This window comes from Streptomyces sp. NPDC006283, assembly GCF_040613325.1.
Classification (GTDB): Bacteria; Actinomycetota; Actinomycetes; order Streptomycetales; family Streptomycetaceae; genus Streptomyces.
Map to the genome: position 1 here is coordinate 19,210 of NZ_JBEXRZ010000005.1, position 19,924 is coordinate 39,133.

At 69.4% G+C, this 19,924-nt stretch carries 19 protein-coding genes and 1 pseudogene; 6 read left to right on the forward strand and 14 right to left on the reverse strand.

Going from position 1 to position 19,924, the window contains the following annotated elements; translation table 11 throughout:
- Nucleotides 1-102 precede the first annotated feature (102 nt).
- The 7 genes from topA to ABZ070_RS02190 all read right to left on the reverse strand — a co-directional run bounded on the left by topA (nucleotide 103) and on the right by ABZ070_RS02190 (nucleotide 9,622).
- Entirely contained in the window at nucleotides 103-2,946 is a 2,844-nt protein-coding gene (topA, locus tag ABZ070_RS02160; protein WP_356628941.1) for a type I DNA topoisomerase, read from the reverse strand.
- Nucleotides 2,947-3,172: 226 nt separating this feature from the next.
- Nucleotides 3,173-3,370 carry a hypothetical protein gene (locus ABZ070_RS02165; RefSeq protein WP_356629076.1) on the reverse strand — a complete coding sequence of 66 codons (198 nt, stop codon included), beginning with the start codon at nucleotides 3,368-3,370 and terminating at the stop codon, nucleotides 3,173-3,175.
- Between the two features lie 180 nt (nucleotides 3,371-3,550).
- Nucleotides 3,551-5,050: a methyltransferase gene (locus tag ABZ070_RS02170; protein ID WP_356628943.1), complete on the reverse strand. Its 1,500-nt coding sequence runs from the start codon at nucleotides 5,048-5,050 to the stop codon at nucleotides 3,551-3,553.
- Nucleotides 5,051-5,190: 140 nt separating this feature from the next.
- Nucleotides 5,191-5,778, reverse strand: a complete 588-nt coding sequence (locus tag ABZ070_RS02175) for a small secreted protein (protein WP_356628945.1) — start codon at nucleotides 5,776-5,778, stop codon at nucleotides 5,191-5,193.
- 198 nt (nucleotides 5,779-5,976) lie between these two features.
- Entirely contained in the window at nucleotides 5,977-8,382 is a 2,406-nt protein-coding gene (locus ABZ070_RS02180; RefSeq protein ID WP_356629078.1) for a sodium-translocating pyrophosphatase, read from the reverse strand.
- 349 nt (nucleotides 8,383-8,731) lie between these two features.
- A complete protein-coding gene (locus tag ABZ070_RS02185) occupies nucleotides 8,732-9,172 on the reverse strand; it encodes an ATP-binding protein (RefSeq protein WP_356628947.1) in 441 nt (146 codons plus the stop codon).
- A 96-nt stretch (nucleotides 9,173-9,268) separates the two neighbouring features.
- Nucleotides 9,269-9,622: an STAS domain-containing protein gene (locus ABZ070_RS02190; RefSeq protein WP_003967428.1), complete on the reverse strand. Its 354-nt coding sequence runs from the start codon at nucleotides 9,620-9,622 to the stop codon at nucleotides 9,269-9,271.
- A gap of 79 nt (nucleotides 9,623-9,701) precedes the next feature.
- On the opposite strand from ABZ070_RS02190, the gene ABZ070_RS02195 reads away from it, so the two are divergent.
- Nucleotides 9,702-12,185, forward strand: a complete 2,484-nt coding sequence (locus ABZ070_RS02195) for a DEAD/DEAH box helicase (RefSeq protein WP_356628949.1) — start codon at nucleotides 9,702-9,704, stop codon at nucleotides 12,183-12,185.
- Here the strand turns inward: ABZ070_RS02195 and ABZ070_RS02200 are convergent.
- The 6 genes and pseudogenes from ABZ070_RS02200 to ABZ070_RS02225 form a co-directional block, all read right to left on the reverse strand.
- Entirely contained in the window at nucleotides 12,121-12,486 is a 366-nt protein-coding gene (locus ABZ070_RS02200; protein WP_356628951.1) for an Rv3654c family TadE-like protein, read from the reverse strand. The genes ABZ070_RS02195 and ABZ070_RS02200 overlap by 65 nt on opposite strands.
- The gene (locus tag ABZ070_RS02205) at nucleotides 12,483-13,052 is read right to left on the reverse strand and encodes a TadE family type IV pilus minor pilin (protein ID WP_356628953.1); all 570 of its coding nucleotides are present in this window, start codon (nucleotides 13,050-13,052) and stop codon (nucleotides 12,483-12,485) included. The genes ABZ070_RS02200 and ABZ070_RS02205 overlap by 4 nt, the downstream gene beginning before the upstream one ends.
- A complete protein-coding gene (locus ABZ070_RS02210) occupies nucleotides 13,039-13,239 on the reverse strand; it encodes a DUF4244 domain-containing protein (protein WP_356628955.1) in 201 nt (66 codons plus the stop codon). The genes ABZ070_RS02205 and ABZ070_RS02210 overlap by 14 nt, the downstream gene beginning before the upstream one ends.
- 104 nt (nucleotides 13,240-13,343) lie before the next feature.
- Complete coding sequence (locus ABZ070_RS02215) at nucleotides 13,344-14,132, reverse strand: type II secretion system F family protein (RefSeq protein WP_356628957.1); 789 nt, start codon at nucleotides 14,130-14,132, stop codon at nucleotides 13,344-13,346.
- The gene (locus ABZ070_RS02220) at nucleotides 14,129-14,959 is read right to left on the reverse strand and encodes a type II secretion system F family protein (protein WP_356629080.1); all 831 of its coding nucleotides are present in this window, start codon (nucleotides 14,957-14,959) and stop codon (nucleotides 14,129-14,131) included. The genes ABZ070_RS02215 and ABZ070_RS02220 overlap by 4 nt, the downstream gene beginning before the upstream one ends.
- 14 nt (nucleotides 14,960-14,973) lie before the next feature.
- Nucleotides 14,974-15,546, reverse strand: a pseudogene (locus tag ABZ070_RS02225) (ATPase, T2SS/T4P/T4SS family); the annotation flags it as partial.
- Nucleotides 15,547-15,588: 42 nt separating this feature from the next.
- On the opposite strand from ABZ070_RS02225, the gene ABZ070_RS02230 reads away from it, so the two are divergent.
- Entirely contained in the window at nucleotides 15,589-17,082 is a 1,494-nt protein-coding gene (locus ABZ070_RS02230; RefSeq protein ID WP_356628959.1) for a recombinase family protein, read from the forward strand.
- 4 nt (nucleotides 17,083-17,086) lie between these two features.
- Here the strand turns inward: ABZ070_RS02230 and ABZ070_RS02235 are convergent, their stop codons facing one another.
- The gene (locus ABZ070_RS02235) at nucleotides 17,087-18,322 is read right to left on the reverse strand and encodes a helix-turn-helix transcriptional regulator (RefSeq protein WP_356628961.1); all 1,236 of its coding nucleotides are present in this window, start codon (nucleotides 18,320-18,322) and stop codon (nucleotides 17,087-17,089) included.
- A 120-nt stretch (nucleotides 18,323-18,442) separates the two neighbouring features.
- Here ABZ070_RS02235 and ABZ070_RS02240 point away from each other — a divergent pair, with 120 nt between their 5' ends.
- From ABZ070_RS02240 to ABZ070_RS02255, 4 genes are read left to right on the forward strand one after another with little or no spacing between them, the layout of a single operon-like run.
- Nucleotides 18,443-18,667 carry a helix-turn-helix domain-containing protein gene (locus ABZ070_RS02240; protein ID WP_356628963.1) on the forward strand — a complete coding sequence of 75 codons (225 nt, stop codon included), beginning with the start codon at nucleotides 18,443-18,445 and terminating at the stop codon, nucleotides 18,665-18,667.
- Nucleotides 18,664-19,266 (forward strand): hypothetical protein, encoded by a 603-nt coding sequence (locus ABZ070_RS02245; RefSeq protein ID WP_356628965.1) that lies wholly within the window; start codon nucleotides 18,664-18,666, stop codon nucleotides 19,264-19,266. The genes ABZ070_RS02240 and ABZ070_RS02245 overlap by 4 nt, the downstream gene beginning before the upstream one ends.
- On the forward strand, nucleotides 19,263-19,451 hold the full coding sequence (locus ABZ070_RS02250; protein WP_356628967.1) for a hypothetical protein: 189 nt from the start codon (nucleotides 19,263-19,265) through the stop codon (nucleotides 19,449-19,451). Before ABZ070_RS02245 ends, ABZ070_RS02250 begins: the two co-directional genes overlap by 4 nt.
- Nucleotides 19,448-19,879: a hypothetical protein gene (locus tag ABZ070_RS02255; protein ID WP_356628969.1), complete on the forward strand. Its 432-nt coding sequence runs from the start codon at nucleotides 19,448-19,450 to the stop codon at nucleotides 19,877-19,879. Before ABZ070_RS02250 ends, ABZ070_RS02255 begins: the two co-directional genes overlap by 4 nt.
- The last annotated feature ends 45 nt before the right edge of the window (nucleotides 19,880-19,924 follow it).

Genomic DNA, 19,924 nt, shown 5'->3' on the forward strand with positions numbered 1-19,924 from the left:
GAACATACGGGCGCTTTGTGGCAAGGGTGTGAAGTTCCCCTGCCGCAAAGCGCCCGTGTGCAACCGGTCCCGCAGGCCCGTTCCCGGGCCCCGGGGCCGGGACTACTCCTCGGCCGACGCGGTCGTCTTCTTCGCCGCCGTCTTCGCGGTCGTCTTCTTCGCCGCGGTCTTGGCCGTCGTCTTCTTCGCGGCGGTCGTCTTGGCAGCGGTCTTCTTCGCTGCCGTCTTCTTGGCCGCCGTCTTCTTTGCCGCCGTCTTCTTCGCCGGGGCCTTCTTCGCCGTCTTCTTGGCAGGTCCCTTGGCGCGCTTCTCGGCGAGCAGCTCGTAACCGCGCTCCGGCGTGATGTCGTCCACGCTGTCGCCGGTCCGCAGCGTGGCGTTCGTCTCGCCGTCCGTCACGTACGGACCGAAGCGGCCGTCCTTGACGACCACCGGACGCTCGCTGACCGGGTCCGTGCCCAGTTCCTTCAGGGGCGGCTTGGCGGCGGCGCGGCCACGCTGCTTGGGCTGGGCGTAGATCGCCAGCGCCTCTTCGAGCGTGATGCCGAAGAGCTGCTCCTCGTTCTCCAGGGAGCGCGAGTCCGTGCCCTTCTTCAGATACGGGCCGTAGCGGCCGTTCTGCGCCGTGATCTCGACGCCCTCGGCGTCGGTGCCCACCACCCGCGGCAGGGACATCAGCTTCAGCGCGTCCTCGAGGGTGACCGTGTCCAGGGACATGCTCTTGAAGAGCGAGGCGGTACGCGGCTTCACCGCGTTCTTGCCGGTCTTCGGGGTGCCCTCGGGCAGTACCTCGGTGACGTACGGGCCGTACCGCCCGTCCTTGGCGATGATCTGGTTGCCGGTGACCGGGTCGGCGCCGAGCTCGAAGTCGCCGCTCGGCTTGGCGAGCAGTTCCTCCGCGTACTCGACGGTGAGTTCGTCGGGAGCGAGGTCGTCGGGAACGTCGGCCCGCTGGTGGCCCTCCGCATCCTTCTCGCCACGCTCGACGTACGGCCCGTAGCGGCCGACGCGCAGGACGATGCCGCTGCCCACGGGGAAGCTGGAGATCTCCCGGGCGTCGATGGCCCCCAGGTCGGTGACCAGTTCCTTGAGGCCGCCGAGGTGGTCGCCGTCGCCGTTGCCGGCCTCCGAGGCGACGCCCGCGGCGTCGCCCTCACCGAAGTAGAACCGCTTCAGCCACGGCACGGCCTGCGCCTCACCCCGCGCGATGCGGTCGAGGTCGTCCTCCATGCGCGCGGTGAAGTCGTAGTCGACGAGCCGGCCGAAGTGCTTCTCCAGCAGGTTGACCACGGCGAAGGACAGGAACGACGGGACGAGTGCCGTCCCCTTCTTGAAGACGTAGCCGCGGTCGAGGATGGTGCCGATGATCGAGGCGTACGTCGACGGGCGGCCGATCTCCCGCTCCTCGAGCTCCTTGACCAGCGAGGCCTCGGTGTAGCGGGCCGGCGGCTTGGTGGCGTGGCCGTCGACCGAGATCTCCTGAGGGGACAGCGCGTCGCCCTCGGCCACCTGCGGGAGGCGCCGCTCGCGGTCGTCGAGTTCCGCGTTCGGGTCGTCGGCGCCCTCGACGTAGGCCTTCATGAAGCCGTGGAAGGTGATCGTCTTGCCGGACGCGGTGAATTCGGCGTCACGGCCGTCGGTGCCCCGGCCGCCGATCTTGACGGTGACGGAGTTTCCGACCGCGTCCTTCATCTGGGAGGCGACGGTCCGCTTCCAGATCAGCTCGTAGAGCCGGAACTGGTCGCCGGTCAGCCCGGTCTCTGCGGGGGTGCGGAAACGATCGCCCGACGGCCGGATCGCCTCGTGCGCCTCCTGCGCGTTCTTGACCTTCCCGGCGTAGGTGCGCGGCTTGTCGGGCAGGTAATCGGCTCCGTAGAGCTGCGTGACCTGCGCACGGGCAGCCGCGACGGCCGTGTCGGACAGCGTGGTGGAGTCCGTACGCATGTAGGTGATGAAGCCGTTCTCGTACAGCTTCTGCGCGACCTGCATGGTCGCCTTGGCGCCGAAGCCGAGCTTGCGGGACGCCTCCTGCTGCAGAGTCGTCGTACGGAACGGCGCGTACGGCGAGCGGCGGTACGGCTTGGACTCGACCGAGCGGACGGCGAACGAGGCGCCCTCGAGCGCGGCGGCCAGGGAGCGGGCGTTCGCCTCGTCGAGGTGGAGCACCTGGTCGGACTTGAGCCGGCCGTCGGAACCGAAGTCACGGCCTTGGGCGACGCGCTGCCCGTCGACCGTGTTCAGGCGGGCCGTCAGGGTGGAGGGGTCGGAGGCGTCCCCGGCCCGGCCGGTCGAGAACGTGCCGGTCAGGTCCCAGTACTCGGCGGAGCGGAACGCGATGCGCTCACGCTCCCGCTCGACGACGAGCCGGGTCGCGACGGACTGCACACGGCCGGCGGACAGCCGCGGCATGACCTTCTTCCACAGGACCGGCGAGACCTCGTAGCCGTAGAGGCGGTCGAGGATCCGGCGGGTCTCCTGGGCGTCGACCATGCGCTTGTTGAGCTCACGCGGGTTCGCGACGGCGTCACGGATGGCGTCCTTGGTGATCTCGTGGAAGACCATGCGGTGGACGGGAACCTTGGGCTTCAGGACCTCGAGGAGGTGCCACGCGATGGCTTCGCCCTCGCGGTCCTCATCGGTTGCGAGGTAGAGCTCGTCGGATTCGGCGAGCTGCTCCTTGAGCTTCCTGACCTGGGCCTTCTTGTCCGCGTTGACGACATAGATCGGCTGGAAGTCGTGTTCGACGTCGACGCCGAGACGCCGCACCTCACCGGTGTACTTCTCCGGCACCTCGGCGGCGCCGTTCGGCAGGTCGCGGATGTGCCCGACGCTCGCCTCGACGACATAGCCGGGGCCGAGATAGCCCTTGATCGTCTTCGCCTTGGCAGGCGACTCGACGATCACGAGTCGGCGGCCGCCCTGTGCGGTCTCGCTGGTCGGGGACAACTTCGCTCTTCTCTCCGGTTCGACGCTCGGTGTGCACTCACGGCAGTGCGGCAGGCGATGGTCCAAGCCTCGCCGTACAGCCGTGACGCTGCTGTCGCTGCGGAGTGTGACGGTACAACCCGCCCCCGTGTCAAACGGCAAAAGCCCGCAACGGCCACTCGAACGGTAACCCGACTCCAGACATTCCTGCCGCCCGGACCCGGCAGGTCACCACGCGGTCATCGGGTCACAGGCGGCCGAAGCACCAGACCGCGAGGGTGAGGAACGCCGCGCCGAAGATCGTCCCGAAAGCGACGGCCGTGGCGGGGCTCACTCCGTGGGCGACGGGCTCGCGGTGCATCAGGCGCATCCCGGTCCATGTCAGCAGCCCGCCCCCGAACAGCGCGAATGCCGCTCCGGCGAAGATCGCAGGCCCGCTCTCCATGCCCGTACCCGTGCCTTCCCTGGTGCCGATGTCCCCGTGCAGGGCGAGGCTGGCACCCCCGGGCGTCGCCGGCACGAACTCCGAGTGAACGCCGCGTACGGTTCACCCGCGCGGTCGCCGGAAGGGGGTCGCAAATCGAACATTGGCCGGATTTCGGTGCCGAATCCCGTCACCGTTCCCTCAACGAGGGGCCGGCTCGAGGAAGCCCTCCTCCACCAAGAGCCGTAGGGCCTGCGGCGTGCGGTCACGCAGCAGGACCGGGTCCTCCTCGATCAACTGCGCGATGGCGTCGAGAATCTGCCCGGCGCTCAGCCGGCCGTCGCACGCCCCCGAAAAGCCGGCGCCGACCGTGTCCACCTTGGTGGCGCGACGCATGCCTCGGTTCTGACGCAGGACCACGTGCTCGGGGTCCTCGGCGCCGGGCAGGCCGACCTGCTCCTGCATGACCTCGTCGGCCAGCACGAAGTGGTCGGCGAGCAACGCCGCGTCATCGCGCGAGCGCAGATACTCCTGGCGTTCGAAATACGCCCGCACGCTCACCCCGAGCGGCTGCTCGACGGGGTGCGGCCATTCCTCCGTGACGACCGAGGGGCGGTCGGACCCGGACTTCCTCAGCGTGATCCACCCGAAGCCGACGGCCTTGGCCTTGCGCGCCTCGAACTCGTCCAGCCACGCGTCGTACCGGGCGGCGTACTGCGCGGGATCGGCGCGATGGTCACCACTGTCGCGCAGCCACAGCTCGGCGTACTGCGTGACGTCCTGCACCTCGCGCTGCACGATCCAGGCGTCACAGCCGCGCGGCACCCAGGAACGCAGCCGCTCCTGCCAGTCCTCACCCTCCACGTGCAGCCAGTTGGCGAGGAACTGGGCGTATCCCCCGTCGTTGAGCCTGTCCCCCGCCTGCTGGACGAGCGAGCGGCACAGATCGTCCCCGCTCATCCCGCCGTCCCGGTAGGTCAGCCGGGCCCCGGGAGAGATGACGAACGGCGGGTTCGACACGATCAGGTCGTACGTGTCGGAGCCGACGGGCTCGAACAGCGAGCCCTCGCGCAGGTCGGCCTCCCTCGCGCCGGACAGGGCGAGCGTGAGCCGGGTGAAGTGCAGGGCCCGCGGATTCGGATCGGTGGCCGTCACGCGGGTCGCGTGCTGAGCGGCGTGCAGCGCCTGGATGCCGGAGCCGGTGCCCAGGTCGAGCGCGGAGTCCACCGGCGTACGGACCGTGATTCCGGCGAGCGTCGTGGAGGCACCGCCGACGCCGAGAACGACCCCCTCGCCCCGACCGCTCGCGCCGCCCGCTCCGCCGACCGCACATCCGAGGTCGGACACGATGAACCAGTCCTGGCCCTCCGGCCCGCCGTAGGGACGGACGTCGACAGCGGCCCGCACGTCGCCACCGTCGCGCATTACCCAGCCGTCGGCGAGGCAGTCCTCCAGGGGCAGCGCGGCTCGCGCCCGCTCCGCGGGCACGGCGCACTGGAGCAGGAACAGCCGCACCAGCGCCTCCAGGGCGCTGTCCCCGCGAGTGGCGCGCAGGGCGGGCACGGTCTCGCTGCGGGCGAGCGCCGCATAGGCGGGCGCGCCGAGCAGGTCGAGCAGCCCGTCGGCGGTGAACGCGGCGGCGAGGAACGCCTCGCGAAGCCGGGGCGAGTGGTCGGGCAGGGGAAGGCTGGTCGTACTCACCCGCCCATTGTGGCCGCCGCTACCGACAATCGCCGCACGGCCCGGGGTCGTACGCCCTTCCCGTCGGCCCGGCGGCGGCTTGCGGCTTGCGCCGTTCGGGCTCGCGAAGCGTCCCGCCGGTCAGGTCTCGCCGGAGCCGGTCAGGCGTTGCCGTCGGACGCGGAGGCACCACCGGCGGGGCTCGACGTCTTGGCCCGCTGGCAGCCGGGCTGCTTGGCCATGGCCTGGCCCAACTCACCGGACTGCAGCTTCGCCAGAGCGGCCTGGTCCATGCGCTCGATCTTCTTCAGCCCGTCCGCCACGGTCTGCAGACCGTCCGCGAACTTCTGCTGGTTCTTCGGGTCGAGGTCGTCGACCTGCTTCTTCAGGTCGAGGTAGGCGGCAGCGGTGGAGTCGAGCTCCTTGACCGCGTCCTGCTGGAGCTTCTCCCCGTTCTCGACCGGCGGCACGCCCGCGTCCCTGACCGCCTTGGCGAGCGCCTTGTCCGCTGCGGCGATGTCGGCGAACGCCTTGGAGTCGGCGGCCTGGATGTCGGCGGGTTTGCCGTCCGCCGCCGTCGAGATGATGGTCTGCTGGGCGTCGGCTCTCTTCTTGATCTGCGGCTGCGCCTGGTCGCAGACCTCCTTCGCCCAGGCGTTCACCTTCTCCTCGCCGTCGTCACCGCAGCCCGACAGCGCCAGCACCAGTACCGCACCGCCGGACAGTGCGGCTGCAAGCTTCTTGTTCACCGGATTGGTCCCTTCCAAGGCTCTCGGCCCCGGAACATACACGCCAACTGGGCGACACCCGCGTGTCGTACGACCCATTCATGGGGTATTGAATCCATTTGCACCAAGAGAGACAAGGCTCACCCGCGCCCCCGGAACACACACGGACGGGCGGGCGACGCACCAAGGTGCGCCGCCCGCCCGTCCGTTGATCGTGTGTCAGGAAACCACCGCCGGATCGGCCGGCTTCGCGTTGCGCTCAGCCGTTCCGCCTTCGTCGTCGACGGCGATGCCGCGCCGCTTCGAGATGTACACGGAACCGACGATGACGAGGATCGCCAGCACCGCGATCACTGCCCGCACTCCCGCGTTGGAATCGTCTCCGTAGCTGAACTGGATGACCGCGGGCGCGATGAGCAGCGCCACCAGGTTCATCACCTTCAGCAGGGGGTTGATGGCCGGGCCCGCGGTGTCCTTGAACGGGTCGCCCACGGTGTCGCCGATGACGGTCGCGGAATGCGCCTCGCTGCCCTTGCCACCGTGGTGACCGTCCTCGACGAGCTTCTTGGCGTTGTCCCACGCACCTCCGGAGTTGGCGAGGAAGACGGCCATCAGGGTGCCGGTGCCGATCGCTCCCGCGAGGAACGAACCGAGAGCGCCGACGCCGAGCGAGAACCCGACCGCGATGGGGGTCATCACGGCAAGCAGCCCCGGTGTGGTCAACTCCCGCAGCGCGTCCTTGGTGCAGATGTCGACGACGCGTCCGTACTCCGGCTTCTCCGTGTAATCCATGATCCCGGGGTGATCGCGGAACTGCCGCCGCACCTCGTAGACCACCGCACCCGCAGAGCGGGACACGGCGTTGATGGCCAGGCCGGAGAAGAGGAAGACGACCGCGGCGCCGAGCACCAGGCCCACCAGGTTGTTGGGCTGCGAGATGTCCATCACCAGGTTCATCGGCGCGCTGTCGCCCAGCTTCTCGCCCACCTCGGCGGCCGCTGTCGAGATGGCGTCGCGGTACGAGCCGAAGAGCGCCGCGGCGGCGAGCACGGCCGTGGCGATCGCGATGCCCTTGGTGATCGCCTTGGTGGTGTTGCCCACGGCGTCCAGGTCGGTCAGGACCTGGGCGCCGGCGCCGGTGACATCACCGGACATCTCGGCGATGCCCTGGGCGTTGTCGGAGACCGGCCCGAAGGTGTCCATCGCCACGATCACGCCGACGGTGGTGAGCAGTCCCGTGCCCGCCAGCGCCACCGCGAACAGCGCCAGCATGATCGACGTACCGCCGAGCAGGAAGGCCCCGTACACGCCGAGGCCGATCAACAGAGCGGTGTAGACGGCTGATTCGAGGCCGATGGAGATACCGGCCAGGACCACGGTGGCGGGACCGGTCAGCGACGACTTGCCGATGTCCCGCACGGGGCGCCGGTTGGTCTCCGTGAAGTACCCGGTCAGCTGCTGGATCAGCGCCGCCAGCACGATGCCGATGGCGACGGCGACGAGCGCCAGGACCCGCGGGTCCCCGTCGTGCGCCTGGACGGCGGCGTCACCGACACCGTCCAACTCGGCGTACGAACCGGGCAGATAGACGAAGGCAGCGATGGCCACCAGCGCGAGCGAGATCAGCGCGGAGATGAAGAAGCCGCGGTTGATCGCGGTCATCCCACTGCGGTCGGCGCGCCGCGGGGCGACCGCGAAGATGCCGATCATCGCGGTGACCACGCCGATCGCCGGGACGATGAGCGGGAAGGCGAGCCCGGCGTCACCGAACGCCGCCATGCCGAGGATGAGGGCCGCGACGAGGGTCACGGCGTAGGACTCGAAAAGGTCGGCCGCCATGCCGGCGCAGTCACCGACGTTGTCGCCCACGTTGTCGGCGATGGTGGCGGCGTTGCGCGGGTCGTCCTCGGGGATGCCCTGCTCGACCTTGCCGACGAGGTCGGCGCCGACATCGGCCGCCTTGGTGAAAATGCCCCCGCCGACACGCATGAACATGGCGATGAGGGCCGCTCCGAGGCCGAAGCCCTCGAGCACCTTCGGCGCGTCCGCCGCGTAGACGAGCACGACGCAGGAGGCACCGAGCAGGCCGAGGCCCACCGTGAACATGCCGACCACGCCTCCCGTACGGAAAGCGATCTTCATTGCCTTGTGCGCGACGGCTGTCAGGTCCTTTTCCGGCTCGCCTTCCGCCGGTGTGGCCTCACGCGCAGCAGCGGCCACGCGCACATTGGCCCTTACGGCAAGACGCATGCCGATGTATCCGGTGGCCGCCGAGAAAAGCGCACCCACCAGGAAGAACACCGAGCGTCCGGCCCTCTGCGCCCAGTCGTCGGCCGGAAGCAGCATCAGCAGGAAGAACACCACTACGGCGAAGATGCCGAGCGTGCGCAGCTGCCGAGCGAGATAGGCATTCGCACCTTCCTGTACGGCCGCCGCGATCTTCTTCATGGAATCGGTGCCCTCGCCTGCGCCCAGCACCTGGCGCACCAGGAGCTGGGCCACGACGAGCGCCGCCAGGGCGACGACCGCGATCACAATCACGATCAGTCGGTTGTCATCCGTGAGTACTGCGGCTGCGAGAGAAGTGGGGTGATCGATCAGTTCTGGAGTGAAGAGCCCCGCCATTCGTCCTCCTTGACGTTCAGAGCTCAAGATGTGGACGGATTGTAGGGAGCGGAACCTGATCAAAACAGGGCGCGGTAAATGTAATTGACCTTGACTTGCTACTCAGCAAATGATCGCGCCAAGAAATCGCCCCCGAAAGCAGTAACGGGACAAAGGCATTGACGCCGGTTCGATGATCTAGAAAATAACAAAGAGGCCCTGCTCAACAGGGCCTCTTTGCATCAAAATGATCAGAGTATGAAAAGATCGAATTCGCGGGCGGCCGGGTCCGTCGGCGGGATACCTCTGGGACACCGACTCCCAAGACTGTCCGGTCCGGCACGCTCCGGAGCGGTCCGCACGGGTCCGCTCAGGGCGCGGTGAGCACCGACGACGGCCAGCTCATCCGGATCACCCCGCCGCCCTCGGTGGAGGAGACCTCCACGTCGTCGACGAGGCCGCTGATGACGGCGAGACCCATCTCGTCCTCGGCGTCCGCGTCGAGGTCCTCCGGCGCGTCGCCACCATTGCCGGAGACTGCTGCGGAGCCGGCGCCCGACATCGGCACCTCGTCTCCGACCTCGATGGAGAAGGTCTTCTCCTCCTCGGACAACACCACCCGTACGGGCGCCGTGATGCCGTGGCTGCGATGCAGCCCGACGGCCCGGCTGCAGGCCTCGCCCACGGCGAGGCGGACCTCGTCCAGCACCGCCTCATCGACCCCGGCCCGGCGAGCCACGGCAGCGGCGACCAATCGGGCCGTCCTGACGTGCTCGGGCTGGGCGCTGAAGCGGAGCTCAACGATGGCCATGCGGTCCCCCTCGGACGTACGGGCAGGCGTGCCTCTCAGGGGCCCGGGCTGGGTGCCCGGTGCCCCTCTCTGCTTCCGGCAGTCTCCGGCCGACCGTCAGTCGGTTGCGGCGACGGCTTCGTCGACCGTGGTGTGAATCGGGAACACCTTGGTCAGACCCGTGATCCGGAAGATCTTGAGAATGCGCTCCTGGTTGCAGACCAGGCGCAGGGAGCCCTCGTGCGCACGGACGCGCTTGAGGCCACCCACGAGCACACCGAGGCCGGTGGAGTCGAGGAAGTCCACGCCCTCCATGTCGACAACCAGGTGGTAGCTGCCGTCGTTCACCAACTCGACCAACTGCTCGCGCAGCTTGGGCGCGGTATACACATCAATCTCGCCACCGACCTCGACGACCGTACGGTCGCCACCAGGGCCGGACACATTGCGAGTCGACAGGGACAGGTCCACGGATCCTCCAGCACCTTGCTATCGAGCGGCCGCCCCCTGAGGTCTCCCCGACGGAGCCGGAGGACGATCGCCAGCCGCGATGGCATTCAATCACTTACCGGCAGCCATGCACGACGCCTTGGGACCATTGTCCGTCACGCCAGTGACACACTCGGTGCCGATGGCCAAGAAACACCGTCCCAGTCGACCGCCTGAGAGCGGGGAAAACCGCCCCTCTCCCGGCACGGTCCTCGACCGGCTCGCCGCAGGTGCGAGCCGGGCTGCGCGCATCACTCATACGGAGCACCTGCCCCCTCGACCGGGCAGGCATGCCCTCTGGCCGGACCGCATCCGAACAGAAGTGATCAGCGCTGTCCGGCATGCCGGGATCGACCACCCCTGGGCCCACCAGGCGGCCGCCGCAGAGCACGCCCTGGACGGCGAGTCCGTGGTCATCGCGACCGGCACCGCGTCCGGCAAGTCCCTCGCGTACCTCGCGCCCGTCCTCAGCACGCTGCTCGACGGTGCCGAGGCGGCCAACGGCCGTGGAACCACCGCGCTGTACCTGGCGCCCACCAAGGCGCTCGCCGCCGACCAGCGCCGCGCCGTCAAAGAACTGGCCGCCCCGCTGGGCAACCGCATCCGTCCGGCGGTCTACGACGGCGACACGCCCGTCGAGGAACGCGAATGGGTCCGCCAGTACGCCAACTACGTCCTCACCAACCCCGACATGCTGCACCGGGGCATACTCCCCTCCCACCCCCGCTGGTCCTCCTTCCTGCGCTCCCTGCGTTACGTCGTGATCGACGAGTGCCACACCTACCGGGGCGTCTTCGGCTCCCACGTCGCCCAGGTGCTGCGCCGTCTTCGCCGTGTATGCGCCCGCTACGGTGCGAATCCGGTCTTCCTGCTCGCCTCCGCCACCGCAGCGGAACCGGCCGTCGCCGCGGGCCGGCTCACCGGCCTGCCTGTCCACGAGGTCGCCGACGACGCCTCGCCGCGCGGCGAGCTGGTCTTCGCCCTGTGGGAACCGCCCCTCACCGAGCTCCACGGCGAGAAGGGCGCGCCGGTACGCCGCACGGCGACCGCCGAGACCGCCGACCTCCTGACCGACCTGACGGTCCAGGGCGTGCGCAGCGTGGCCTTCGTACGCTCCCGCCGCGGAGCCGAACTGATCTCCGTGATCGCCAAGGAACGCCTCGCCGAAGTGGACCGCTCCCTGCCCGGGCGTGTCGCCGCCTACCGAGGCGGCTATCTGCCCGAGGAACGCCGGGCCCTCGAGCGGGCCCTCCATTCCGGCGAGCTCCTGGGCCTGGCTGCCACCACCGCCCTCGAGCTCGGCGTCGACGTCGCCGGCCTGGACGCCGTCGTCATCGCGGGCTATCCCGGCACGCGGGCTTCCCTGTGGCAGCAGGCCGGCCGGGCCGGGCGTTCGGGCCGGGGCGCCCTCGCGGTCCTCGTGGCCCGCGACGACCCGCTGGACACCTTCCTCGTCCACCACCCCGAGGCATTGTTCGACCGTCCCGTGGAGTCCACGGTTCTCGACCCCGACAACCCCTACGTGCTCGCCCCGCATCTGTGCGCGGCCGCCGCCGAAATGCCCCTCACCGAGGCCGACCTCGAACTCTTCGGTCCCGCCACGCCCGACCTCATGCCGCAGCTCGAAGCCGCCAGGCTGCTCCGTCGGCGTGCCTCCGGCTGGCACTGGACCCGCCGCGAACGGGCCGCGGACCTCACCGACATCCGGGGCGAGGGCGGTCGACCGGTCCAGATCGTCGAGGCCGCCACCGGCCGGCTGCTCGGCACGGTCGACGAAGGCGCCGCCCACACTGCGGTCCACGACGGCGCAGTTCACCTGCACCAGGGCCGCACCTATCTCGTCGAGCGGCTGGACCTGGACGACTCCGTCGCCCTCGTCACCGAGGCGAACCCGCCCTACTCGACCACCGCCCGTGACACCACCTCCATCTCCGTGCTCGAAACCGAAACCGAGATCCCCTGGGGCGACGGTCGCCTCTGCTACGGCTCCGTCGAGGTCACCAACCAGGTCGTCTCCTTCCTGCGTCGCCGTCTCATCACCGGGGAAGTGCTCGGCGAGACGAAACTCGGCCTCCCCCCGCGGATTCTGCGCACCCGAGCCGTGTGGTGGACAGTCACCGAGGATCAACTGGACTCCGCCCGCATCAACCCGGAGCAGCTGGGCGGGGCCCTGCACGCCGCAGAACACGCCTCGATCGGGATGCTTCCGCTTTTCGCCACCTGTGACCGCTGGGACATCGGAGGCGTCTCCGTACCGCTCCACCCGGACACGCTGCTGCCGACCGTCTTCGTGTACGACGGGCACCCGGGCGGGGCCGGCTTCGCCGAGCGGGCCTTCCACACTGCACCCGAGTGGCTCACTGCGACCCGAGAGGCGATCGCCTCGTGCGAGTGCGAAGCGGGCTGCCCGTCGTGCATCCAGTCGCCCAAGTGCGGCAACGGCAACGATCCGCTGCACAAGAGGGGCGCAGTCCGACTGCTCACGGAACTTCTCCGGGCGGCCCCGGCGGCTCCTGAGACAGCGGCGGCCCCGCCCGCCCCCTGACTGCCGGGGCGTACGGGCCGAAGCGGGCCCGTGCCGTGACATCGGCGATCTCGCCTGTCACGGCGCAGCGCACCACCTCCGTGTCCTGCGCCCGGGCCACCTCGGCCGCCTTCGCGCAGGCCTCGGCCGTGCCCCGTAGGGCGTTGTCGGCCGCGGCGAGCGCCGCGAGGTCGGCGGCGGCTCCCGCGCGGTGCCGGGCAACCACCACCTGGCCCATCGCCAGGACGATCGCGAAGACCGCGCACAGCACGGTGGTCGCCATGGCCACCCAAACGGTCGCCGAGCCGCGGTCCCCCTTCACGGCACCATCCCTTCAACGTCCACCGGGGCGGCGGGTGGGCCGTCGCCGGGCAGAACCCTTATCGCTGCGCCGACGCCCCGTTCGGCCACACCGGTGACGCCGGCCCGCCCGGCCCGGTCCGCGCGCACGAGGACTGGTCTCACGCCCACCCGGTTCTCGGCCCGGGGCGCCCGGTACCCAGCGGACCCAGGCTCCTGTCCTGTGGTGTCCTCGGCAGCCGCCGCCGCGTCGGCGCTCAGGGTCAACGACAGGGCACCAGGCCCGGGCGTCTCTGCCTCCACACGTACGCGCCAGAGGCCCCCGGTGCGGTCCAACGTGACCTCGGCGCCGTTCGGCGCCGCGGATCGGGCGGCAGCAAGAGCAGCCGCCCGTGGCTCCGACCTGGCAGCGGCACGAGCACCGGCGCGCGCTGCGTCCACGCACTGGATCTGCGCGGAGGCAGCCATCAGCGCCCAGACGAGCGCCATGGTGAAGACCACAAGGGACGGCACCGCGACCGCCGCCTCCGCCGTCACAAAGCCCCTGTCGTGAGCCTTGGCGCCCTGCAGCAGCTCAGAACTGCGCATCGAGCGCCTTCCCGATCACCGCTTCCAGCGCGCCCGAGACGGTGCCACTGGTGACGATCTTGTAGAGCACCGCCGCGAAGGCACAGGCGGCGATCGTTCCCATCGCGTACTCGGACGTCGTCATTCCACTGTCGTTGCGCATCCTGCGCAGCAGCGCGCGCCACCGACCGCTCATCGTCTTCCACATGGTCGACCTCCCGTTGACGAAGTTCTCGTGATTGCTTCGATTGCTGTCATTGCTGTGCTGCCGTGAAGGCCATGAGGCGCGCGGGCAGCGCCGCTGCTCGTGCATCAGTTGCCGCGCAGCAGCCCGTCGGCCAGGCCGATCACCACAGGTGCCACCCCGACCGCGAGGAACGCGGGCAGGAAGCACAGCCCCACCGGGGCAGTGATCAACACCTGCGCCCTGCGTCCCCGGCCGGTGACCGCGCGGGCCCTCTCTGCACGGAATCGCTCCGCCAGCCGCGACACCGGTTCCGCCGCCGGCGCTCCGGTGGAATCGGCCCGCTCCAGGCATCGGGCCAGAGGCTCGGCGCCCGGTATCCCGCCGAACCAGCCCCAGGTGGGGGCCGCTTCCGCTCCGAGCCGGAGTTGAGCGGCAGTCCGCGCAAGACGGGCACCGACCGGGCCACCCAGAGACTCACCGACCGCCTCGGCGGCTTCACGCGGCCCCGCTCCGGCCGAGATGCAGGCAGCGAGGAGGTCTGCCGCCAGGGGCAGTTGGTGTGCCGTATCCCTCATGGCGTCGCTCGCGGCCACGGTTGCGCCCGTTCGGTCACGGCCGCGTTGCCACCGCCGCACGCCGTACGCTCCGGCAGCCCCCACCGCGCCACCCGCCAACCCGCCGATCAGGACGCAGCCGAGGGCGACCACCCCGAGCGGGGCGGACCATCGCCTCACAAAGCCTCCGATGTCCACTCGCCCGTGACGCGGCTCACCGCGGGCGATCGACAGGAGCGCCTGTCCTCTTGCTCGCGTCCTCTTCTCGCTTCGCCTCGCGACAAGCAAGGAGGCCAGACAAGCCACCGTGCAAAGGGCCGCTGCCACTACCCCCAGGCTGTGGACAACTTCGCCGTTCACGACTTCTCTCCGGCGCGGACGATCCGGCCGGCCCACCAGAGCCCCGCCGCCTCCAGAAGGCCTCCGAGCACCAGGCACGCGATTCCCGCAGGGGTGTGGAACAGGACGCGCAAGGGATCCGCGCCCAGCGCCCAGCCCATGGCCAGGCCGGCCACTGGGAGCAGCGCGAGGAGCACGATGGTCGACCATGCTCCGGCCAACTGCGACTTCAGTTCCTCGCGTTGGTCTCTCTCGGCCTGCAGGGCCGCCTCCAGGCGGTCCAGCCCGGCGGCCAGACCCGCGCCGCCGTCCACGGCCACCCGCCAGCAGGCAGCCACCCCGGCAAGCCCCTCCGCGCCCGGCTGCCGTGCCGCGTCCCTCAGCGCCCCGGGCACGTCTCCGCCGAACCTCGCCGCGGCCAGCACCGAGGCCTCCGCCTCACCGAGCACATCCGTCGACCGGGCCGCGTACAGCAGCGCCTGCCCCGGCTGCAGCCCGGCCCTCAGTTCCCCCGCAGTCGCTCCACACAGACCGATGACTCCCTCGGCCCGCCGCTCTTCGTCCCTGCCGCGCTCCCTGGCACGCAACCAGCGCCGAACCAGAGGCACCGCGACGGCTCCGGCGAGCAGCGGCAACGGGGATTCGCCGGCGACCGCCGCCACCAGCGCCACCGGCAGGCACAGCCACTCCATCCGCGGCGTGACCACCGGCAGCAGCCGCTCCCACGACCACCACGGGGGCAGTACCGCCCCACTGCCGTCCGCGAACAGCAGCCGCGCCCGTTTCACCCCCTGCCCACCGGACATCAACCATGCCGCCGCCCCCAGGCACATCGCCGCAGCACACATCGACTGGACAGCCGTCACAGCGCATCACCGACCAGAGCCCGCAGGCGCCCCCATCCCGGCTCGGACACGAACGAACCCTCGCCCCACCTCAGCGCCGGTACGGTGACCACCCACCCGGCGGTGTCCCGCTCCAGCACATGGATCTCAGCGACCCGGCGGCGGCCGGCCCCGTCGCGTACAAGATGGATCACCACCGAGAGCGCCGCCGCCAACTGGCTGTGCAGAGCTGCCCGGTCGAGCCCGGCTGCAGTACCCAGCGCCTCGAGTCGCGCGGGCACATCCGAGGCAGCATTGGCATGGACGGTGCCGCAGCCACCTTCGTGACCAGTGTTGAGTGCCGCCAGAAGCTCCGTGACCTCGGCTCCTCGCACCTCTCCGACGACGAGCCGGTCCGGACGCATCCGCAGTGCCTGCCGGACCAGGTCCTGCAGCGTCACCAGGCCCGCGCCCTCCTGGTTCGCCGTGCGCGACTCGAGCCGCACCACGTGGGGGTGCTCGGGCCGCAGTTCGGCCGAGTCCTCGGCGAGCACGATGCGCTCACGCTCTCCCACCATCCCCAGCAGGCTGCTCAGCAGAGTCGTCTTCCCGAACCTTGGACTAAGACGTGTCTATGGGTGCAGACTTGGGTCATGACAGTGAGCAACCGCCGTCCCGCGGGCCCGATTCGCGCCGTCATCTACGTCCGCATCAGCCAGGACCGCACCGGGGCCGGCCTCGGCGTGGACCGGCAGCGCGAGGACTGCCAGGCCCTCGCCGACCGGAACGGCTGGAACGTCGTCGAGGTGTACGTCGACAACGACATCAGCGCCTACTCGGGCAAGAAGCGGCCCGGCTACCGGCAGATGCTGGCCGACCTCGACGACGGCCTCGCCACCGTCGTGATCGCCTGGCACAACGACCGGCTGCACCGCTCCCCCCTGGAGCTCGAGGAATACATCGACCTCAGCCAGCGGCGCGGCGTCGACACCCACACCTGCCAAGCCGGAGTGATCGACCTCTCCACGCCCGGCGGCCGGATGACCGCGCGCATCCACGGCGTAGTCGCCCGCCACGAGTCCGAGCACAAGGCCGAGCGCGTCGCCCGGGCCCGGATGCAGAAGGCGAAGGCCGGCGAGTGGGGTGGCGGAATTCGCCCGTTCGGATGGGGTGTGCCGACTGGCGAGTTGACGAAGCGTGTCGACAAGGCCACCGGCGAGGAGGTCGAGGTGCCCGTCCTCGACATGAACAAGGCCGTGCCCGAGGAGGCCGCCGCGATCGAGGCCGGGCACGACATGCTCCTGTCCGGCGGGTCGCTCAACGCCTGGGTGAAGTGGCTCGCCGACAAGGGGCTCACCACCACCCGCGGGAACCCGATCGGGCCGCAGGAAGCGCGCGACTACCTGCTGCGCGCGAGGAACGCAGGCATCGCCATCTACAAGGGCGAGGAGATCGGCAAGGGCACTTGGGACGCGCTCGTGCCCGAGGAGAAGCACAGGGCCGTCGTCGCGATCCTCAAGGACCCGTCACGGCGCACCACGCCCGGGTCGCAACCGAAGTGGCTGGGATCGCTGATCTACCGGTGCGGCCGCCCCGGGTGCACGGCGTTCGCTTACGTCACCCAGTCCGGCGGCCGTAGCTACCCCTCGTACCGGTGCCAGACCGCGCACGGCGGCGGCCGGCGCGCGTCCACCCTCGACGAATACGTCCAGGACGTCATCGTCGAACGCCTCTCACGCGACGACGCGCAGGACCTGCTGCTGCCCGGGCCCGAGAACATCGACGTCTCGGGGCTGCAGATGGAATCCGAGACGATCCGCCGACGGCTGACCGATGTGGCGGCCACGTTCGGCGCCGGTCAGATCTCGATGCCCCAGTTCACCGAGGCGTCGGGCGTGGCGCGCGCGCAGCTCGAGGGCATCAGCCGTCAGCTCGCGCGGGCGGCGACGCAGGACCCGCTCGTACCGCTGGTCGGGGCGCCGGATGTGCGGAAGGCGTGGAAGGCAATGGATCTGCCCCGGCAGCGGGCGGTGCTGCGGGAGCTCGTCGACGTCACGCTCATGTCGCCGCGGCGGGGCCGCATGCCCGACGGCGGTTACTTCGACTACGAGGCCATCGACTTCCGGTGGAAAAGGGGAAAAGCCTAGGGAATCAAGGGGAGATTTCGTGGCGCCACTTCTCCCTGACCCAACGCTCAATCACGTCCGCATTGGCAGGCAACTCGTTCGCTGATGCGAGAATAGCCGTCGCCTCCTGCGCCTTCCCCGTCCACTCCAACTTGATGGCGCTTGCCAGTTCACGCACGGCTTCCCTTCTGTTGGGAAGATCCGCCTCCAGATCTTCCGGAGCTGCGGTGCGATCCTTCAGCTCATCAGTCATGCCCCGACCCCACAGGGAGAGGGCGATCAACTGTACGAGACGCGCGTCGATACCGAGTTCCAGCGCAGTCTTTCGTTCAAGCTCCGTCACCCGACTGCGAAGCGCATCAATGGCGCCTGGACGCCCGACTTGCGGCCACACATGGATAGCGAGCAGGAAGGTGGAAGTGACCTTCAATGCCTCCCGCGCCTGCGCCAAACGCTGCTCTTCACTCAACTGGTCTGGCGACTCGCTGAACAATCTGTAGGTAACGCCATCGCCAGCGTAGAAGTCACGATTGACCTGCCTGTTCCGGTACCTCTGCACCAGGCCAGGCACCGATCCCGCGTTCTCCAGATCAAGGCGTGCGAGCTCAATGTCACTCCGCAGGGAACCAGAAATGGTTCCCTCAAGCTTCAGCTTCTTCGCCTCTTCCACCATCTGCTCAGGCGATAGGCCAATGCGACGCCAGTAGTCAATGAGAGGCTTCGTACGCGACAGATGCAAGAGTCCTGAGCGGTGAGCCGCTAGTCGTCTACTGAACTCGTCCAGGCGCCTATCGATGGCACCCTTAAGATGGCCATCTTTTCGCTCCTCTGCGATCTCGTTTACGACTTCCTCCAGGCGCGCCGCAACTACCGGGTAAGCGACGGCCATGCTGACCACATCACCGAAAGCTACGCTTGCATCCAGCTCCTTATGCCACACCGTGGTCTCAGAGCGTAGCCAGTGCTCCACATAATCCTGAACGACAGCTTCCGGGAACTCGGTCCTAGGCGCCTTCAGGAGATCGTCAATCGATCGCCCAAACACGCGACTGAAGGCAATGAGCTCGTCGACCGAGATTTTCCTTCGCGGCTCTCCATTCTCGATTCGCCAGATGGCCGATTGACTAACCGGACAGCCGGCGTCAGACACACGGCGGGCCAGCTCGCCGGTACTCCAGCCGCGCAGCTCACGCTCGTACTTCACATGGGCGGCAACGTTCGCCTCCCCGTCACCGGGGTCCACGGCCGCAGCGGCGCCCACCTCAACGCTCCCAAACGCTATTCATCATGAATCAGAGGCTAGAGCGGATTGACTTGAGATGTCCAGCGCTGCTGTACTGATCCTGTTCGCATCAAGCCTCAATGCAGGAGGGATTGCGCGATGGGGAGCCCTGCCCAGACGCAGGCGCTGGAGCGCTTCTACACCACGGACGACGTGGCAGAGCGGTACCGCACGGTCGCCGGAACGGTCCGCTACTGGCGCCACATCGGCTTCGGCCCGAAGGGCGTCAAGGTCGGCCGGCGCTATCTGTACTCCGAGACGGAGATCCGGCGCTTCGACACCGAGCTCGCCGCCAAGGCTCAGGCAGCCAAGGAGACCGCGTGACCAGCCACGCGGCAATCGTCGCCGCAGAAACGACGACAGCGCCGGGGGGCAACCCGACGCCGTCAGTCGAGCAAAGCGAATCCGCCTACCAGCAGATCGGAAGCTCAATGCCCATTCTTGCAGACGCCAGCAACGCTCGACAGGCCAACTCCGGCCAGTCCCTCGATGCTGCTAAGCGCGGCCCTGAGTGGATGGCCCGCTTCGGCTGCCCCGTCTGGTGCGTCATGGACCACGCCGGCACCGACGGTGAACCGGGCTGGCACCAAGGCCTCCCAGCGGAAGCCATCGCCCCGACGCCCTTCTGTGACGCGGACCCCGGCGGCGATTCCGCCGTCGTGCTCGCCGCCCGAGTCACCCAGGTCAACCAGGACCCGAAAGTCTTCGGCGTCGAGACCCGCCTCTGGGTCGACGTCGACTGCGAAACGCTCGAGCTCGACGTCGCCCAGACCGACGTCTTCATCGCCCGCCTCGAAACATTCCTGCCACAGCTCCGCGCCCTGCGCGCTCAGCTCGCCGAGGCCAGCAAGGACGACGTCCCGGAGAACACCGAGGCCAAGGCGGCATGGCTGGCCGCACCAGCAAAGGCGGTGGCCAAGTGACCCCGACGGATCGGCTCCCCGCGACGGCCGGGGGCGACGCCCCCGGCCGCCCGGCCCGTCCGGCCGGCTACTGGGAGCGTGTCGAACGGATCGTCGACCAGGCCCCGCCCCTGGACGACACCCAGCGCGCCCGGCTCCGCGTCATCTTCCACCAGTCCGCACAGCACAAGGAGAAGGCCGCATGACCGAGCACCGCATCGGCCAGTGGCCGGTCAAGAACCCGGTCGCCGTGGTCCCCGCTCCGCCCGTGCCGTCCCCCCAACCCGAGCCGGTCCCGCTGCCCGAGATCGACGTGCGCCTGACGGTCACCGTCGACCTCACCGGCCGGTACACCAGCGCCGCGGAGGTCTCCGAGCACTTCCACCAGCAGGCCAGGCGCCTCCAGGACTGCCACACCGCAGTCGTCCGGGTGGGGGCCGACGCCGCCGACCACTGCACGCACCTCGGCCAGGCCATCGCCAGCGCGTTCTACCTTTCCGCCGAACGGATCGAGGTGGACGTTCCAGCGGGCCGCTGGGAAGGACCCTTCCTCCTCGGGGAGGTCGTGCGCCACGTCCGCATCTACCGGGCCTACCACCAGAACCAGTGGCAGACCGCGCAGGCCTCGGGATAGCAGGCTCGGGCGGCCTGGCCCCGGACCTCACGCAGGTTCGGGGCC

What these genes read in the sequence shown, in the direction of transcription:
- ABZ070_RS02165 (WP_356629076.1), bottom strand. Translation starts at nt 3,370, where the DNA reads ATGGAGAGCGGGCCTGCGATCTTCGCCGGAGCGGCATTCGCGCTGTTC.
- ABZ070_RS02180 (WP_356629078.1), bottom strand. Translation starts at nt 8,382, where the DNA reads ATGGCGGGGCTCTTCACTCCAGAACTGATCGATCACCCCACTTCTCTC.
- ABZ070_RS02185 (WP_356628947.1), bottom strand. Translation starts at nt 9,172, where the DNA reads ATGGCCATCGTTGAGCTCCGCTTCAGCGCCCAGCCCGAGCACGTCAGG.
- ABZ070_RS02195 (WP_356628949.1), top strand. Translation starts at nt 9,702, where the DNA reads ATGGCATTCAATCACTTACCGGCAGCCATGCACGACGCCTTGGGACCA.
- ABZ070_RS02205 (WP_356628953.1), bottom strand. Translation starts at nt 13,052, where the DNA reads ATGCGCAGTTCTGAGCTGCTGCAGGGCGCCAAGGCTCACGACAGGGGC.
- ABZ070_RS02210 (WP_356628955.1), bottom strand. Translation starts at nt 13,239, where the DNA reads ATGTGGAAGACGATGAGCGGTCGGTGGCGCGCGCTGCTGCGCAGGATG.
- ABZ070_RS02220 (WP_356629080.1), bottom strand. Translation starts at nt 14,959, where the DNA reads ATGTGTGCTGCGGCGATGTGCCTGGGGGCGGCGGCATGGTTGATGTCC.
- ABZ070_RS02230 (WP_356628959.1), top strand. Translation starts at nt 15,589, where the DNA reads ATGACAGTGAGCAACCGCCGTCCCGCGGGCCCGATTCGCGCCGTCATC.
- ABZ070_RS02240 (WP_356628963.1), top strand. Translation starts at nt 18,443, where the DNA reads ATGGGGAGCCCTGCCCAGACGCAGGCGCTGGAGCGCTTCTACACCACG.
- ABZ070_RS02255 (WP_356628969.1), top strand. Translation starts at nt 19,448, where the DNA reads ATGACCGAGCACCGCATCGGCCAGTGGCCGGTCAAGAACCCGGTCGCC.